Source organism: Methylobacterium sp. R2-1, assembly GCF_014191355.1.
GTDB lineage: Bacteria > Pseudomonadota > Alphaproteobacteria > Rhizobiales > Beijerinckiaceae > Methylobacterium.
This window is the reverse complement of the sequence record NZ_JACHWM010000032.1, coordinates 1-16,868: the sequence shown is the minus strand read 5'-3', so window position 1 is coordinate 16,868 and position 16,868 is coordinate 1. Positions and strand designations below refer to the sequence as shown.

Here is a 16,868-nt window from a genome sequence, read left to right as displayed (position 1 = left end):
CCGGCGCGGCTGGTGCGGGCGCTACCTCGACCGGAGCCGCGGCCGGCCCCTGCGCGGGGACAGGCGCAGGGGTGGCCGGGGCCGCCGGGGAGCCCTTCATCAAAGCCTCAAGCGCCGCGTTTTTCTTCGGGGATGCCACTCGTCGCCTCCATTCGCTTTCTGCACCACGCCCACACGTCCGCGATCTCGGCGGCGGCCTTGCCCTCGGGGGCGTACTCATGGACCCCCTGCCCGAGAGCGTAGGCGTACTGATGGTCCATTCGGATCGCGACCGGCACGGGCACCACCTCACCCGAGGTGCTGAGCCGAAGGCTCACGGCCGCTGTGAGGCGGGCCTGCCGGTTGGTCGGTGCCTGGTTGATGACCAAGGCGTATGGTCGCCCTATCGCTTCCAGGGCCCTCACCGTTGGCATCGTAGCTTTTACGTCCGCCTCGGAGGGCCGCACGGGCACAAGGGCGAGGCCAGCCTCGCGCATCGCGCCTCGGGTCGCATGGCTGTCGATGCCGGGCGTGTCGATGATCGCCAGGGTGAAACCGGCGGCCCGTAGGCGGGCTAGGGTCTCGGGGACCACTCCGACCTGGTTATGATCGAGAACGGCAGGAGTCTCGGCCGCCCGCGTCTCGTACCAGCTCGCCGAGGTGCCCTGCGGGTCGAGGTCGAGGATCACAACCCTCTCGCCAGCCCGTTCGGCCGCAACGGCGAGGCTGACGGCTAAGGCGCTTTTCCCCGTACCGCCCTTCTGTGTGACCAGGCTCAGAACCTTCATCGACGCCCCTGTGTGCCAGTTCACTAGCAGGCCGGCATACCTGCGCGCTGTTACGCTAACAAACTGTTTCGCCAGCATGACAGCGTGCCGGTGTGCTGGCGAATCGTTGCGATAGCGTACAGGCAGACAGACATGCTGGTACGCTAATATGCTGGCAAACAGGGCAGGCGCTTGACGTTCTTGGCATCAGGGCCTGCCCACTCCCGCACGAGTGAACGAGCACGAGCTTCGGCCGGCAGCGCGAGGCCGCGCAGTCCCGCCGCAACAAGCGAGGAGCTACGCCGCGAGGGCTGCGGGGTCGCTCGCGGTTGAGGGTCGGATCTCGACCGGAGCGCCGGTTAGCTCCGCAGAGATGCGGGGCATATCGCGGCAGTCAGGCTCCGGCGGAGCGTCGTCCTCGTCATCCTCGAACCGAGCGCCCCATGTATCGATGAAACGCTGAACGTCAGGAGGCACAGGGAAGGAAGCTTGTATCCCTCCATCCTCCGCAGCCTCGATATGTAGATTTCCGATTATTTTTCGAAACATAAAGACGAGATCAACGGCATCCGAGACGTATAGCGGTCCGCCTTCGTCTTGACCGTTCCACTTGTCTACCAGGAGAACAGCCTCTCCATCTCTCGTAACAAGATCAATCATACGCCCCCCCACTCGTAAGGCGGAGCCACTTTTGGTCATGACGACGGGCATTGCAGTATAACCCACGCTTGAAGCGCCGAACACGTCAGCATTACGCAGGTTGGACAGACCGGGACTCGCGTCCCCCATGAGGACTTGCCAGATCCTCTTACGCTTAACAGAAATGGGAGGCGTATTGTTGACGGTTCGCCAATCCAGGCTCGCAGCTATTCTGCGAACGTCAACGGGGTTAGCACGGCCCGCTAACCAGCGGAACGGGTTTTTTGGTGCTATAGGGGTGACAGTAACCAGACCTTAACCCCTGTGCTCCGGCAGACACAGGTCCCTCACCAAAGAGGCTCGGCCCGCTTGCCCCTCCTCTCAGGACAGCCCTACCGGACCACGCTTCCGCGTAAGGTCATCGATCGCCTCTAGGATGAGGCTGTGAAGAGACCGACCTTGAGCGTCCGCAAGGCTGTTGAGGGTCGCATATCGAGCCTCGTCGAGACGCACCGTGAACCGGGCCGCGACCTCTCGGCGGCCAGGCGGGCGGCCAGGTGGGCGCTTGACGGGTGGCTGCGCAGCGACCTCGGACATCTCGACCTCCGGCTGTTGAGAGCCAGGAGCGCCCTTTTCGGGCTCCGTGGCCGTTGTTTTTCGTGCGCGGGACGGGCGAGCCCCTTCGCGACGAGCCATCATGTTCTCCTGCCAGCCCGGCCCATGATAGCCGACCTTGGCGGGAATTAACCCGATTCGACTAGCGACGCCCCGTTCCTTGGGCCGTACCGTACCTTGGCGGCAGCGGCTACAGGTCAACACCAGGGTGGAGAGCAAGGTAGATGTCGGCCCGGCGTCTCGAAAGCCGGCGGCGCGAGGCTGGAGGCCAGCGGCATGGGAAAGAAGAAGGACCTGCGGCGCGCCCGACAGGAGATGGAGGCAGAGCGACCCTCCGACGCCCTCCTACCGCTCACTCCGCGCGACGATGACGGAAAGCTCAAGGCGGTCAGCATACTCGTGACCAAGACGGACCACCGGCGCCTCCGTGGCCTTGCCCTGAGTCTCGATAATCTGCACCTGCAAGGCTTGGGTACACGGGCCCTGAACGCCTTCCTGGAGAGTCACGGGCAACCGAGGCTAACGCCGGTCCGACAGGGAAAGCGTTCGGCCCAGGAGACGGACTGAGGCGAGGGGCCCAGGCAGGCATGAGGGGTCAGGGTGGCCCCCCAAACAGCTTCACCGGAGAGCTTTCGCGTTGCCCGACCCGCACGTCTTGAAGGGAGCCGAGGCGATCCTACTCCTCCAGCGGACGCTCGAACCAGCTAAGGAACACTCCATCGCTAACGGGCCCGATCGGCACGAGATCGAGGGAGGAGGAGCCTAACCCGCGGCGCGACTCTTGCCGATGGCTCGGTGCACCGAGCCCTTGCCGATCCCGAGCTGCGCGGCGATGGCGTTCATGCTGAGGCCCTGCGCAGCCAGGGCCTGGATTTCCTCAGCCTTCGCCCGAGCGGTCGGCTTGCGGCCCTTGTAGGCCCCCTGCGCCTTTGCCTTGGCGATGCCCTCCCGCTGGCGCTCTAGCATCATCTCCCGCTCGAACTGCGCGACGCCCCCGAGGACGTTGAGCATGAGCTTGCCCGTAGGGGTCGAGGTGTCGACGCCCAGGTTCTCGATCCGCAGGGCGACGCCACGGGCATCCAGATCACCCAGGATGGTGCCCAGGTGGGGCACGGACCGGGCGAGGCGGTCCAGCTTGGTAACGACGAGGGTATCGCCCGCCCGCACGAAGTCGAGAGCTGCGGCGAGCTGTGGGCGCGGCCCAACCGATGACACCTGCTCGCGGAATAGCTTCTCGCATCCGATGGCCTTGAGGTCGCGCACCTGCGCCTCAAGACCAGCGTCCTGTTCCAGGGTCGAGGTGCGGGCGTAGCCGACGAGCATGGAAGTGGGTCGGTCCGTTTCGGTCCATTAGGTTCTAAGACATAGAGACCCAAGCCGGTCCAAAAGTCAAAACCATTTTTGCGGACCGGATTTCGCCGGAGGCTGGACCGGTCCACTAGGGCAAGCCCTATTGGAACGAGGTGTAGCCACGAGCCATTGCCCTCGTTGGCTCCATGATCGTCCGCACCGTTATCGCAGCGAAGCGTGGCACTTCAAAATAGCCATCGGGGTACCCATATGAACCCCTTTCGTTCTATCTGGGGGGAGCACTGGGAATGCCGCTCATCGAGACCTCGCTTGTTTGGGGCGCATTGGAGGCGGGCGCAGTCATTTCAGCGAGCGAGGTGGTGAAGCTCGTGACGAAGGACGCCTACACGGCCGTCAAGGAAAAGGCTGCTGAGATTTGGGGGCGTCCGGCCACGCGCGCTATCGCACAGGTAGAGGCGAACCCTGGCTCGGCGGAGGCTAAGGCCGCTTTGCATGCCGCAATCCCCGCAGTCGATGATGCGGACGCTCCTGAGCTAGGGCCTGTGCTGGAAGCGCTCGCCGACGCGTTGAAGGCGGATGACGCCGCGCGAGCCGAGGCTGACCGAGCCCAGGTGCGGTTCGATCTCGACCTTGGTGGCAGCGCGATTATCGGCAAAGTGCAGAATGCTGAAAGCTTCGACGCCAAGGTCAAGGCGAAGGGTGACTTCAAGCTTGATGAACTGACGATGGCAGAGCGAGGCCGCTCGGGAAACTCATAGGCGCGTCCGTCCAGCTCCCGCTGGACGCGCCAATTGACCTGGGGCAACTCAACCGCCATCCTTATTTCTCGCTGCTAAGCAATAGTGGCGGGGATACCTATATTGACTCTGTACTAGTTGACCAGAGCCAGCGGATCTATTTCGGCAATCATTTGCAAGAAGCCACCATTGAGAGCGCTATGCGACGCGTGCTCTCTGATGGCAGCTTCTCGGTTAAGCAACAGCCAGAGAGCGTCGATCCTCGGGAGATTGAGGCAGAGAAACGGATCGACGCGGTCAGGGATCTGATCAATGACCTGTCGGCCGAAGAACTCCTTAAACGCTTTGAGCGGCTTGAAACGGCTCTGCCTCAGCCTCTCAGCGCTAAATCGCGACTGCGCATCGGTCTAAACAAAGGCCTCTGCCGCCTGCGCATGGGCGATCAGGAGGGCGCGGCTCGGACGATGCTCCAGGCCTACGAGCACGACCCTAACGACCCACGCGCCATCGCGCACAAGATCCTAGGTCATTGGTTCCTTGGTGAGGTAAACGAGGCCTGCGCCTTTGGCGAGGCAGCGCTGGCATGCGATCCAAGTAACGATCTGGCAGCGTTCTACCTCATTCAGGCCCAAGCCGATCTGCCTGATTTCGCCGACCCCATGGTGGGTGTACCGGCCGGCCTGCAAAATAACGCGACGATCCTAACAGCGGAGATCATGGTCCTTCGTCGTCGCGAGGCCACACCTGATTGGTGGGCTCGCGCAAGAGCTGCTGCGGCGCTCCACCCGGAGGACGACGATCTCGCCGCATTGTCAGCCACGGCAACTGTCGAGGAAGTTACGGGCGACGACACGGTCCAAGTCACACGGATCCTGAGCGAGGCGCAACGCGTAGCACTGCGCGAGGCACAGGGACCACTCGATAAGGCATGGCGCGCCTCACGCGCTCGGCTCAGCGATGCCTTCGAGTTAGGCGTGCAGCATCTCTCGGTTGCTCTCGTATGCGCCCGGCTCTTGGACGATGAGGAGAAGCTCGACGAATTGCTCACCGTCATCGACGAAGACGGTTTGAGCGATCCTGCCCTGATTGCCACTGCCGCGCGTATTTTAGAGTCATATCGGCGGCCTGAGCTATTTGATCGCCTTACAGCACGGGCGCTCAATCATCCGGTTGTCGCGTTTCAGGTCGGCCTTGAACGAGTCCACCGAGGTGAAGTGGTTGAAGGCGCACACCTGCTCGCACGTGCCGCGATCCCTCCGGAGGAGCAGGCTCCAGTCATTGTCCTGCAACGACTCGCTGCCCTGACCACGAACGGTGGGACGATTAAGGCCGAAGACCTGGAGGCCCTGCTCCCCGACGCCAACGACGATCCGCGAGCGCTTGCCCTTATCTCGCAAAGCGCGCTCGATCACGGTCACGAGCAGGTGGCAGAGCGCGCCTACGTTGCCGCGCTCGCGTTGGCCAAAAAGTCTAACTCTGTCGCCTATCGCGCGACAGTTGCTGCGCGCGCGCACAATCTGAATCGGCCGAGCGACGTTATCGATCTGCTCGACGATCTTATAGCTGTACGCAACGATGATCGCATGCTGCTCATGCTGGCGCGTTCTCACGCGACCGAGCGTCCGCGGCGCGCCCGAAATCTCCGTTTTTTCGAAGGCCTGCCTGATCTTGCCGAGGGTCAGTACGAGATAGCCTGCCACCAAGCATCTGTATATTCCGAACTTGATCGGCCCGAAGCGGTCGAATTGGCACGTGATCTTATCCGACGACGCCCCGACGACGCCTTCGCCGTGGCCCTCCTCGTCACCGCTTTGCGCGCCGCAGGACGCGAGACCGACACGCCAGACATCTTACAAACAATTGACCTTGAAGCCCTACGAGGCTCAATCCACCATCGGTTCACGGCCATCCACGCGTTTCGTCGAGCGGGAGAGGTGAGGCGCGCGCTTTTCGCCGCTTTTGCTATCGTCTTAGCCCATCCAAACGACGAGCAGGCCGTAACCGGCTATCTCAGCCTCCACTGGGCGCATCTGTTGGAAGGATATGGCGATGCGATTTTTGAGGAGCCGGCGCAGATAGGCATCGGGTCTTGGGTCAAGTTGCGTTCGGATCACGGCTCTGAAATCGCCTTCATCATCGGCGAGGAAGCACAAATTCCAGGCGCCCAAGTCTTTGAGCCAAGTCACCCTCTCTCTGCGGCGTGCATGGGCTTAGTCGTAGGAGAAAGCTTCGATCAAGAGAAATACTTTGGTTTGGTTGAGAGATGGAAAGTAAAAGAATTTAAGAGCAAGTACTTATTTCTTTGGCAGCATCTACTACAAGATTTTAATCAAAGATTCCCGGCATCTCGTGCTTTTATGAGCATTCCGGTGCCTGAAAACGATGTTTCGTCGATCGAACACGTCGTTCGTAAACGCCACGAGGTGATGACGGGTATCCTCAAGACGTACATCTCCGGGAATGTCCCGCTAGCGATGTGCGCGCGCGTGGTTCAGTCAGACCCCATAACCCTCGCGCAGGGTGTGAGACAATTCGGGGGCGATATCCGGACGAGCGCCGGATGGCCCCAAGAGCAGGGGCAAGCCTGGGCCATCGGCCGTCGAGCGCGTAATCGCGGTGTGGTTCTCGACCCATACACCGCCATCGTCGCAGCGCAGATCGGTGCGCTTGAGCCATTGCGGCGGTACTTTGGGACGCTTCACACGCCCGCCTCCACCCTGAGGCTGCTCGATGGAGTCATAAGTCGCGGCTCAGGCGTGTCCGATGAAGGCCTATGGCAGCTCGAATGGGGTGACGGCGCCTTGAGGGGGCAAAGAACGCCCGCAAATCTCGTCAAGCAACATAGCGAGCTTGTTGCGCAGGCTCGGGCAGACATCCTGGAGTACTGCTCCGTGGAAGCGGTGCTATTGCCCGACGATGCGCCGGCCGATCTCGTGAAATGGGTAGAGACAGTCGGTCTGCGTGTAATGGACAGCGTGAGCCTGTCCTTCGGACGATCTCTACCGTTGCTGTCTGACGACCTGGCGTTCCGCAAAGTTGCATTCGCCTCCGCGGCCGTTCCTGGACTCTGGCTCCACGCAGCACTTGGCCTGTGCCGAGAGGTCGATATTTTAGACGATAAAGGTTTTGTGCGCATTTCGGCAAGCCTTGCGCGACATAACCACCGGCATGCTCTGCTAACACCCCAGATGATGCAGGTTGCTTTCGATTTAGGATCTGGCGACGATTTGGCCGACTTCCGCGCCCTGTCTCGGCTTATCGGCGGATCCGATATGGATCCTAAGGCGCATGCCATGTTTGTCGCCGAGGTCTGGGTCAATCTGCGACACTCTGTGCCGCACATCGAGCCGCTGACCGTGAAACGCGCACTTGGGATCATGCTGGACAATTACACCCGCAGCGCGGGGAGAAAATTACCGATACTCTTGCTCAGGCTGCGCCACTGCCTCCCGCTGAACGAAGCATTTTGGGCCCAGATCACTGCCTGGGCGCGGGGGCGTTTCCTGTTCGACGAAGCAGGTAAGCTGATCAATCATTCTAAAGCTAAGCCAGACGATCGTAACAGCGCTGTCAGCCGCCAACGCCGTCGATCGGCTAACGGCGAGCCACGTTCCGACCGTAGGCATCAAAAGGCACTCAAAAATCGTTTGCTGACAACGGCTTCCTACCCCCGGGGCCACAGATAGGGGCCCTACAGCCCGAGGCATTGTACCGATTGCAGCCAGCCTGGAAGGTTTGGGTGGGCTTGGAAGGCTTGGGTAGGCTGGCATTCCGCGCCCTGGAGGGCCACCCCATCAGCCTAAGCCTTTGTCGTGTCTCGCCGATTTCCGGCCATAGGCGGCTTGGGAGGCTCCGGCGGGCTCCGTACCACGCCCCTTTAATTATATCCGCTCTCTTACCTATTCCCCCGGCCCCCCTGCCGACCCCATCCGCACGCCCTCCGGGGGCCACCCGTCCGGTCGGCTCTCCCCTTTCTTTCTTCTATTTTCCCACCTGAAAGGAAGAAACAGCCTTCCAAGCCCGCCCAAGCCTTCCAAACGACGCAGGACCAAAGACTTAGCTGCACCCATTAGCCTTCCGCAGCCATCCACCGGCCGCCCAATTCCTGCCCCTGCCGGCGCCAAGCTCCGCATCAGCCCCCCGCCAAAATGTCGAAGGCCTAGGCTGAGCTAGCCGCAAGATTGACCTGTGGTTGCGAAGAGACGGACGCGGTGTTCGCAGTACACTCGGAGCCCTATTCTCGGGCTGGAGCGTCAACCTCCGTCAACCGTCGTTTTGGGATCGCGCTACTAGAGCAATCCCGGGTGCCTTCCGACCGCAGAGGCACCATTGACTAGGAGGGACCCGCTCAGCCCGGCAACCTGTTAGCCCCTGTTAGCCCTCAATTGTGAGGTGCCTTATTAGAGAGACTTCGGGTGCTTCTCGCCCGCAGGGGGCATACTGTCCAAGAAGGACCCGATCGACCCGCGGCCGGCGGCGCGGCCCTCCCCGCAGTTCGTGTGGAAGGCGTGCGGCCCTAGGAGCAAAGGGGGAGCGGGGGGAGAGAGGAAGGCGGGCCCGGCCGAAGCCGGGTCCGGTCAGGTCTTGCGGATCTCCCAAAACATCTTGCCGGACTTCCGCTGTTGCGCGTCGATCCCGCGGGCGCGCAGGGCAGGGGCAATGCGTGACATAGCCGTTCCCACCGCCTGCGGGGTCTTGGGCCACCCGAAGCTGTTGCGAATCCGCTCGGAGGTCACCTCCGGGTCCGACAGGCACTCAAGCAGCTCAGTCGGTGTCCCACGCCACTCGTCGCCCGGCACCCCTTCCATGAAGGTCACCACCGCGGCGGCCACCGGGTTGTTCTCAAAGGCGGTGTTGGCAAGCTCGGTTTGGTTGGCGCTGTAGGCTTCGTACAGGGCGGTCCCGTTGAGGCCGAGGCCAGGGGCCGCGGCGACCATGAAGCGAGCGAACCCGGCCATGCGAGGAAGCTTGTCGAGCTTGATCCCCTCGACCTCGCGCAGGCCCGTGGAGAGTGCTTCGAGGAACGCCCCGAGGATGCGGGGGGCGGCGTCCGCCCAGGCCCGCCGAATGTCCGCGGAGGTAGTGCGCTCCTCCTCAGGCACGGGCCGCAGCCGCACGGTGATGGAGCGTTGGGCGAGGTCCGGCCGATCGGCTAGGGTCGGGATGCCGTTGAGGATCACCGGCCGCTTCGCCTCCAAGATGGACAAGCCGTCGTTCGTGTACATCGAGCGAGAGGCTAGCGCGCCGCCCGTGGCCAGAATGCAGAGGCTGTCTGACATCCAGTTCTCGACCTTCGACAGGTTGTCGAGGGCGACGAGGTGGGTGTGCTGCGCGAGCACGAACAGGTCACGGTCCTCTTTCGGAGGCGACAGGATATCGACCGCATGCGGGTCGACGATGGAGCGTAGGAGGCGGCTTAGGGTCGACTTTCCAGTTCCTTGCTCGCCGTTCAAGATCAGCAAGGGGTATTCTTCGGCGTCGCGCATCGCGCCGAGCACCCACGCCACGATCAGGTGGAAGTCGGTATCTGTGCTCACGTTGACGAAGGGGCGCAGCTCATCAATGCCGCGCTCCGAGCCAAACTCCGGCTCTGGAAGAGGCTGCATCCCCTCGGGTCGCACGAATGGCAGGCCGTGGGTTTCGAGGATCCGCACCCCGCGCGGGGAGACCTCGACGGCGCGCCAGCGGTCGCAGCCCAAGTCCAGGTACAGGTTCCCGTCCCGCTGGCCGACCCGCAGCCATTCCTTGCGGCATGGACCGTAGGCGATGGCCTTCGCCTCCAGAATGCGGACCGTTTCCTTGATCGCGGCCTCGGAGGGCACGCGACCTGTGTCCTCGAACGCCTTAAGGCTGATGTGCCGGGCGAACGCTTCGGACGACAAGCGCCAGTTCTCGCGGTGCCCCTCCGGCATCAGGATCGAGGCGAACGTCATTTTCTTCGGAGTGTGCCACAGCTCGAAATCGGCCGTCAGGGCCAGGAGGGTGTCATGCCAGGGCGGGCGGCCGGGCCCCCGCTTGCCAGCATCGTCCGTTGCCGGCGCCGAGGCGGCCGCGGAGGGCGCTGACCCCGGCGCCGGGATCACGGCCCGTCCGATCGGCTGCGCGCCCGCCACAAGGCTCCGTGTGCGATCCTGCGCCCATCCTTCGGCCAGGGCATCCGCGGCGTCCCAACCCTCGGCCACGTCGGCAGGGGGCTCGATCTGCGCGAGCGAGGCAGCGCCGGCCGTGAGGATCAGCGGCGCAGCGGCCAAGGCATAGGCCAGCCCGGGGGCATCAGCATCGGGCCAGATCACGACGCGGCGGCCCCGGAGCACCCTCCAGTCAGCCTTGCCGGCGCTCTTGCTGCCGTTCGGGCTTGTCACGGCCACGTAATCGGGCAACAGGTCGCCGGCCGCGTCAGCCGCTTTCTCGCCCTCGCACAAGAGGACCGGCGCTCCGGGCCGGGCTGCGAGCCTGTCGAGGCCGTAGAGGGGGCGGGGCTCCGCCCAACCCTTCCACTTCCACTTGAGGGCGCCGCTGGCCGTCTCCCGGAACAGGGTGAGCGGCTGATAGGTCTTGCTGCCGTCCTCGCGGACGAACCGGCAGGCGTAGCCCAGCAGCTCGCCGCTCGCGTCGAGGTAGGACCAGCAGTGCACCGGCTCCCCGTGGCTCGGGTGCCGCTTGAAGGGCGTCGGGGCGTCCTTCGGCACGGGCATGACGGAGAGGAAGTCGGCCGGAGGGACAGCCTTAGCGCCGGACTTCGGGCGAGCGGCGCCGTTGAGGGGGGCAAAGGGGTTGCTACTCATACGCGTCGACGCCCACCATCTCGGCAACGCTACGGGCCGCCTCGTCTTGCTTCATGTCGAAGAGGAAGGCGGCGAGCGCGATCAGGTCGCCGCCCTTGTCGCCCGTGGCGAAGTCGCCCCAACGGCCGGAGCTAAGGTTGACCTTGAAGGAGCCGGGCCGGCTGTCCCCTCGCTTCGGATTCTTGGCGACCCACTCGCGCCCCTCGCGGCGCCCGTCTGGGAGCCATCGGGTCACGATCGCATCGGCGCTGCTTCGGGCAGCGGCGGCGATGCTGTTGAAGGCGATGCGTCGACCCCGCCTCATGACAGGCTGTCCCGGCTTGCGGCTTGGCGCGCGTATGCGGCGTCGATCGCCGCAGCGATGGTCTGCCGGCCTTCGGCGTCGAAGGATGCGCCCGACACGGCTTCCAAGAGGCGGAGCCCCACCACCCCAAGCGTCACGCCGTAGAGGGTGGAAAGCAGGGTAATGAAGTCTCGGCCGCTGCAGGCGGGCCGCTGGCGCAATCGGGGGGCGCGCAGCTCGGCATCGGAGGGGAAAGCGTCAAGGTCGATCCACCAACCTTTGCCGAACACGCTGATGCGGGCCCGGCCGACCCTCTTGTCGAAATGTTGCCCGACCCGGGCGCCGAGGGCCGGAGCTAGGAGGGTCGAGCGCAGTCGGGGCGCCGCATCCTCCAGGGCGCTCCAGAGGCGTCGGCGGCCAGCGAACAGCGCTTCGGGCACTACGTCCTCGGGGGAGGCCGCCTCCCCTTGGAGATCCAGGTCATACCCGGTCGTCCTGTAGGAGGATTCCTCCCGGGTGCAGTGCGCTCCCCGGGGGCCGGGAGCGGCGCCGTGGCTATGCACGTCTTCGCAGTGCTGACACCAGACATGGGCCTGCGCGACGTGGTCAACGGTGGCCGGCGTGACGCGCGCCGGCAGGATCGGAACGGGCAGCATCACTGCGCACCCCCGACCCGAGCGAACACGTCGAGCGCCGCAAGGCCCAGGTGAGCTAGGAGGCGATCCTCGGCAGGCATGTCGCCTGGGTGCCGCGCGTCGGCATCGGCGCTGCCATGCCAGTACCAGCGAGCGAGCGACAGGACATCGGAGCCGCCCTCCCCCTGAGAGGTGCGCCATACCCCCGTCGTCAGGTCGACCGTGACCACAACCTCGACAGGATACATGCGGCTAAATCGGGCATCATTGCTGCGGCCGTAGCGCGTGACGCACCCGTGCAGCATCCCGTTCACGTCGACGCTACCGCCGCTCAAGATATGCGGGACTAGCTCGGCCGCATGGGCCTGGAGCACACGGCGCAGTCGAGCGGCTGTGGTGCCGGATGGGCGCACGGCCCCCCAAGGCAGCTCGCCGAGGCGGTTACCCCAACGGATCGCGAGGCCATCCGGGAGGGACACCTCGGCGCGTCGGCGCGGTGAAGTATGAGGTGTAGGGACAGGTTTCGGCATCGTCGTCTCCAAGCGCGGGGAGGAGCCCACGCGGCGAGAGACGACGGAAACAGACGGCCGAACTCGAGTATTCCCGACCACCTGTCGGTTTTAGGAGGGTTGTCGGAAGCAGCCGCTCATGAAGCTCGAACACACTGAGATGCGACGGCTACAGTGGCCAAAAACCCCTCTCGATGCTCAGCACGCAAAAGGCCGCTCCCAGGGAGGGGAGCGGCCTTTTGCGTGCCAAGAATTGTTTAGACTCAAGCGCTGCCCTGGCAAGGGGGAACCGCCCCGTGGGGGACGACATCGCCGGAGTAGGGTGTATATGAGCAAGGCAAGAAACAACGTCAAGACCGGACCTCATGCCTCGGGCCAGCCATCGGGTTCTCCACGACCTATTTGTTAATCATCTGCATTTCACCCCGACAGCGGCAGATACTGACCAGTTTGAGGCAGATTTATCGGTAGTCAGCCCCTCTCTTATGAAGGCTTCGCTGATAGAACTCAGCAAAGGCAAAAGAATGCCAGCTGGCGGTAGGGGCTGGAGAACTGCCATGTATGAGATTTACAACCGCAAAGTTGCCGAACATGCAAAGCTATTTCCGGCATTTCATTGCTTTGAAACAGCATTTAGATCCTTTACGGCTGTAAACATAGAAGATCATTATAAAATTGCACAATGGTGGGCACCGACATTTAAAGAGATAACTGGTGGATCTCAAGTTTCAACCATTGGGGTGGTGCAAAATGTTAGCTCTGATCGGAGAAGATCAATAGAAATAATGATAAAAAATTTGATCGATAAAGTAGATGTCATGTCATACCAAGACGGGTATGAGCTTTTTGAGAACTCAGATCTTTCCGATATAAAAAGGATTATCCTTGCGCACTGGCCGCTATTTAAGTCGAATTTTAGAATAAAAGGACAACCCATAAGCAATAACGTTTTTAGAGACAAGTTTGATACGATAAGGGAGGCAAGGAATAATGTCTATCATCATAAATCATTTGGGGGCATGAAACAAGTATATGAATTTTCAAACGAATTGTTGGAATGTGTTAAATTCAATCTTCCAGCGGTTCACAAACGTATTGCTGCATCCCCTTGCTCTGATCCGCCATATTTTTAATAAATTTAACTCTGCTTTGAATCCGCTCTTTATCTACAATGCCTGATTTCTGATCCGGTAGAGATAGACCTTCTCGCCTTTGAAGCGTTGGCTCCAGGGGCCCGGTAAGCCCCGGCATCTCATCCAACGTACGTGACGGCCGGGGAAGCGTGATTGCCGCGATAAGGTTGGCTCCCAAGAGGTGACATCTTCCGTTTCAAAACGGGCTATCCCGTAGGTCAACGATCGTCCGCTCTGCCGAACGCCTGCTTGCACCTGCCGCATGGCTCTGCGGCTCTTACCGGTCTCCACAATTTCGTTTGGCCCTCTTCCGGTCAGGTCGCCCGCTGCCGTTCGGCAGCCTTTGCGGCGGTGCTGCCGACCTCGAATTCCACAGGGTTAGAACCTCAGTAGGCGTGCCCTTTGAGGATTTGCACCCTCTCCCCTCGGTCGCAACAGCCAGTGCCTCATCCTTCCGCTTCCGGTTAAGTCTGAGCCAGGATAGCCACTCGGGGGCAACGATGCGCACCACATTGGTATCGTTGCGCCAACCGGTGATCTTCCGCTCCTCGACCGTCAGCAGGCCATGCCGCACGGCCTCACGGATCGCGTTGCGCACGGTGGTCTCGGACACTCCGGCGATCGCCGCTAGGTTGCCGACTGCCAGCCGGCAGTCTTTCCGTCGGCATGTCTCGGCCGCGACGAGTGCGAGCACGGCCTGCTCAGCCAGGGTGAACCGCGCCGCGAGGCTCGGTGGAAGCCGCCCAGAAGCCGCCCAGCGGCGTCGGCGCTCAAGGCTGGCATCCGTCCTCGGACGAGACCCTACGGCCCTCCTGGGGCGGTTCTCCCGATCTACAGCAAAGATGATCTGGCCGGTGGTGATCTGATCCGCGGCCTTGGGTGAGGCGCCTTGCCGGGCTTCGATCAGCGCGGATAACGCCTCAGCCTCAGCCTCGGTGACGTGCCCCTCCCCGTAGGCGCGCCAGAGCTGCGCCGTGATGGCGGGCAAAGTGATTCGGGGCGCAGCCTCGATAGCTGTCCTCAGGTGGTCGGCAAACATGCGTCGTCTGGCCCCTGATAGGGCCGCAACAGGTCATTCCGGGCCGCCACAGGGACGATCCGGTCGACAAGCAAAGCCTCATCGTCGCGAGAATTGGCGTTCTCGCTTGACGCCTGGGGGCGTCCTATGGCCTGTGGGGAGTTGGAAACGGGCTCCCACGAGCCATCTCGATTTCGACGGCCCTGCGTTTGGCGACGCGGGGCCGTTGGCTTTTCAGGGTCTGACTTGCGGCGGCTAATCTCCTGATCCTAGCTCACGACTCGCGCGGGGGCGGGCCCTGGCCGGACATGGCATGTCGACCGGGCGGCACGGTTAAGTCAACGTTGAGAGGGCGCTTCTGTGAGCGAGCGTGTATCGGATGCAGCCTACTGGATTGCGGCGAACGGCGCTGACGATCCTGAAAACGCCCAGACGGTCCAAGCTGCCCTAGTCTCACCCGGTGATTGGGGCCCCTTTACCGTGCGTCGCGAAGGGTTCGGGAAGGTAGTCGTAGGCCCTATCAGTTCGCTGTTGCTCCCCGACGAAGATGCCGAGATGGCGTTCGCTCTCCTCCTCGAAGAGTACGTGGGAGAGAGCTAGGCTGGCTGTGGGCAGCGGCGTTCCAGAAGATCAAGCGGCAGAGAGAAATCGGAACAGCCTTGCCGTAAGTCGGTACCTGAGGTATCTTTTAGGGCCTGAGGATTTGAATACCTCAGGCCCTCTTTGTGCTCCGGGTATCGAAAAGCAACCTGCGATGACGAGCGAGATGGTGCGGGCCGCCCGCATGCTGCTCCGGTGGGACCAAAAGGACCTAGCGGAGGCGTCGGGGATAGCCCTGTCCACGATCAAGCGGCTAGAGACGAAGCCGGGCCCCCTCGGAGCCCACGGGGCTACGATCCAGGTCCTGCGGCTTGCGCTGGAGAAAGCCGGAGTGACCTTCATTGAGGGCGACACCTGCGGGGTTCAGATCGCCGCGGTTCGAGGCCAGCGGTGACCTCGAACCCGAAGCATTGGCCTAAGGGGCCACACTGCTACCTAGACAGAATGGTGAGCGTCCTCTCGGCGGGCGAGCACCTGTCGGATGACGAGTGGGACACCAAGGCGGAGGCGATCAAGGCCGTCGCCACGGACTACAACGCAACCGTCGCCGAGCACGAAGGCGCGGACCGGAGTGAGGAGGCCAAGAGGCGGGAGAAGAACGCTGCCAGGCACAGCCACGTCGTGGACCAAATTAGGCGGATCGAGGCCGCTTGCAACGAGTTGGCCGCGTCTTTCGAGGAGGCCCACCCGTTCACTCTGCGCGTGTTCTCCGGCGAAAGCCCGCTCGGCACCCTCGCCTCCAAGATGACGCGGCACGTCCGCGAGGTTGGGCCCGCATTCGAGCTGACCCGCCGGTATCACATCCCGTTCGCGCCCAACCCGGCCCTGCCCGACGTGCAAGACATCATGGCGGCCGGGCACTCCGGGGAGGAACTGCGCCAAGTCGCGCGGAACCTGGATTGGACCCATGCCGCCCGAGCCCTCGCCCTTATTGCGAGCGCCCGCCTCCGTGATTTCGAAGAGAGCTTCCACGAGGAAAAAGATCGCGTCCGCTCGATTGCGGACGAGGGGGCAAACAGCTCGCTGCGGCCCTCTGAGCGTGGGCTTGCGGCCCTACGGACGGAGAACGACCGGCGCCAGCGTCGGAGGAAGACGCCCCCATCAAACGAGCGCAAGGATGCGGGCGGGGCACAGAACCTCGCCGACGAGATGTACGGTCGCCCCAAGTGGAACCTCACCCGGGATTGCTACGGGCTCCTCCACGAGGCCGGGCACGGCGCAGACCTATCCGCGGCAGCGGCCGGCATGCTCGTGGAATTCGCTCGCGACATGCACGCCTATGCGACCGGGGAGGAGCCCGTGCTCAAAGAGCGCGGCGACGGGTACAAGCACCTCGCCGACGCGGCTGTGAGGATCATGGGGGCGTGGTACGAGCACGTCCGGCAGCTCCAGCACGCCGCGATGGGGCTAGCCTCGCTTGACGAGGCATTCCACGTCCGGTGGACTGCCCTCCAGTACGCGCACCGGACGGGACACGTCCCGACTTGGATCGAATAGCCGAGCAGGAGCAGGGCAGAGTGGCGCACACTAGTACGCCATTGCGCTAATCTATCTGTAGAGCAGCGCGACAGTGTGACAGTACGCTAGCGTTCGACAACGCCCTTGAGGCCCCCGTGCCCCTGCTGCGTCAGGAAGGCATCAAGCGCGTCGAGGTACACGTCATGTGCCTTCCGATCCTCCGTGAAAGCGATTTCCTTGAACTTCCGGGCAACCTTCGGGTGAAGGTAGAGCATCACCTTCGCGACGTCTTTTGAGGGCTTGGCCGGCGCGGCTGGTGCGGGCGCTACCTCGACCGGAGCCGCGGCCGGCCCCTGCGCGGGGACAGGCGCAGGGGTGGCCGGGGCCGCCGGGGAGCCC

The 16,868-nt window shown here is 63.0% G+C and carries 16 protein-coding genes; 7 read left to right on the top strand and 9 right to left on the bottom strand.

Annotated elements, in window-relative coordinates:
- Nucleotides 1–107: 107 nt before the first annotated feature.
- Nucleotides 108–845: an AAA family ATPase gene (locus FHU13_RS26915; RefSeq protein WP_246714915.1), complete on the bottom strand. Its 738-nt coding sequence runs from the start codon at nucleotides 843–845 to the stop codon at nucleotides 108–110.
- A gap of 198 nt (nucleotides 846–1,043) precedes the next feature.
- Nucleotides 1,044–1,406, bottom strand: a complete 363-nt coding sequence (locus FHU13_RS26910; RefSeq protein ID WP_183438891.1) for a hypothetical protein — start codon at nucleotides 1,404–1,406, stop codon at nucleotides 1,044–1,046.
- A gap of 870 nt (nucleotides 1,407–2,276) precedes the next feature.
- Between FHU13_RS26910 and FHU13_RS26900 the strand changes: the two genes are divergently transcribed.
- On the top strand, nucleotides 2,277–2,567 hold the full coding sequence (locus tag FHU13_RS26900; RefSeq protein WP_183438889.1) for a hypothetical protein: 291 nt from the start codon (nucleotides 2,277–2,279) through the stop codon (nucleotides 2,565–2,567).
- Between the two features lie 195 nt (nucleotides 2,568–2,762).
- Here the strand turns inward: FHU13_RS26900 and FHU13_RS26895 are convergent, their stop codons facing one another.
- Nucleotides 2,763–3,323: a recombinase family protein gene (locus FHU13_RS26895; RefSeq protein ID WP_183438888.1), complete on the bottom strand. Its 561-nt coding sequence runs from the start codon at nucleotides 3,321–3,323 to the stop codon at nucleotides 2,763–2,765.
- Between the two features lie 275 nt (nucleotides 3,324–3,598).
- Here FHU13_RS26895 and FHU13_RS26890 point away from each other — a divergent pair, with 275 nt between their 5' ends.
- Nucleotides 3,599–4,069 carry a hypothetical protein gene (locus FHU13_RS26890; protein ID WP_183438887.1) on the top strand — a complete coding sequence of 157 codons (471 nt, stop codon included), beginning with the start codon at nucleotides 3,599–3,601 and terminating at the stop codon, nucleotides 4,067–4,069.
- Nucleotides 4,070–4,248: 179 nt separating this feature from the next.
- The gene (locus FHU13_RS26885) at nucleotides 4,249–7,734 is read left to right on the top strand and encodes a PIN domain-containing protein (RefSeq protein WP_183438886.1); all 3,486 of its coding nucleotides are present in this window, start codon (nucleotides 4,249–4,251) and stop codon (nucleotides 7,732–7,734) included.
- Nucleotides 7,735–8,625: 891 nt separating this feature from the next.
- Here the strand turns inward: FHU13_RS26885 and FHU13_RS26880 are convergent.
- From FHU13_RS26880 to FHU13_RS26865, 4 genes are read right to left on the bottom strand one after another with little or no spacing between them, the layout of a single operon-like run.
- Nucleotides 8,626–10,833: a hypothetical protein gene (locus tag FHU13_RS26880; protein WP_183438885.1), complete on the bottom strand. Its 2,208-nt coding sequence runs from the start codon at nucleotides 10,831–10,833 to the stop codon at nucleotides 8,626–8,628.
- Complete coding sequence (locus FHU13_RS26875; protein ID WP_183438884.1) at nucleotides 10,826–11,137, bottom strand: hypothetical protein; 312 nt, start codon at nucleotides 11,135–11,137, stop codon at nucleotides 10,826–10,828. Before FHU13_RS26875 ends, FHU13_RS26880 begins: the two co-directional genes overlap by 8 nt.
- The gene (locus FHU13_RS26870) at nucleotides 11,134–11,772 is read right to left on the bottom strand and encodes a hypothetical protein (protein WP_183438883.1); all 639 of its coding nucleotides are present in this window, start codon (nucleotides 11,770–11,772) and stop codon (nucleotides 11,134–11,136) included. Before FHU13_RS26870 ends, FHU13_RS26875 begins: the two co-directional genes overlap by 4 nt.
- Nucleotides 11,772–11,999 carry a hypothetical protein gene (locus FHU13_RS26865; protein WP_183438882.1) on the bottom strand — a complete coding sequence of 76 codons (228 nt, stop codon included), beginning with the start codon at nucleotides 11,997–11,999 and terminating at the stop codon, nucleotides 11,772–11,774. The genes FHU13_RS26870 and FHU13_RS26865 overlap by 1 nt, the downstream gene beginning before the upstream one ends.
- A gap of 626 nt (nucleotides 12,000–12,625) precedes the next feature.
- On the opposite strand from FHU13_RS26865, the gene FHU13_RS26860 reads away from it, so the two are divergent.
- Entirely contained in the window at nucleotides 12,626–13,393 is a 768-nt protein-coding gene (locus FHU13_RS26860) for a hypothetical protein (RefSeq protein WP_183438881.1), read from the top strand.
- A gap of 277 nt (nucleotides 13,394–13,670) precedes the next feature.
- On the opposite strand, the gene FHU13_RS26855 is transcribed toward FHU13_RS26860, so the two are convergent.
- The gene (locus FHU13_RS26855) at nucleotides 13,671–14,432 is read right to left on the bottom strand and encodes a GntR family transcriptional regulator (RefSeq protein WP_183438880.1); all 762 of its coding nucleotides are present in this window, start codon (nucleotides 14,430–14,432) and stop codon (nucleotides 13,671–13,673) included.
- Between the two features lie 339 nt (nucleotides 14,433–14,771).
- Here FHU13_RS26855 and FHU13_RS26850 point away from each other — a divergent pair, with 339 nt between their 5' ends.
- The 3 genes from FHU13_RS26850 to FHU13_RS26840 all read left to right on the top strand — a co-directional run bounded on the left by FHU13_RS26850 (nucleotide 14,772) and on the right by FHU13_RS26840 (nucleotide 16,508).
- A complete protein-coding gene (locus FHU13_RS26850) occupies nucleotides 14,772–15,011 on the top strand; it encodes a hypothetical protein (RefSeq protein WP_183438879.1) in 240 nt (79 codons plus the stop codon).
- Between the two features lie 154 nt (nucleotides 15,012–15,165).
- On the top strand, nucleotides 15,166–15,405 hold the full coding sequence (locus FHU13_RS26845; RefSeq protein ID WP_183438878.1) for a helix-turn-helix transcriptional regulator: 240 nt from the start codon (nucleotides 15,166–15,168) through the stop codon (nucleotides 15,403–15,405).
- Nucleotides 15,402–16,508, top strand: coding sequence for a hypothetical protein (locus FHU13_RS26840; RefSeq protein WP_183438877.1), 1,107 nt, complete (start codon nucleotides 15,402–15,404; stop codon nucleotides 16,506–16,508). The genes FHU13_RS26845 and FHU13_RS26840 overlap by 4 nt, the downstream gene beginning before the upstream one ends.
- 86 nt (nucleotides 16,509–16,594) lie before the next feature.
- Here FHU13_RS26840 and FHU13_RS27435 read toward each other — a convergent pair.
- Nucleotides 16,595–16,868, bottom strand: a 274-nt coding sequence (locus tag FHU13_RS27435; RefSeq protein ID WP_210287878.1) for a hypothetical protein, incomplete at its 5' end; no start/stop codon positions are given.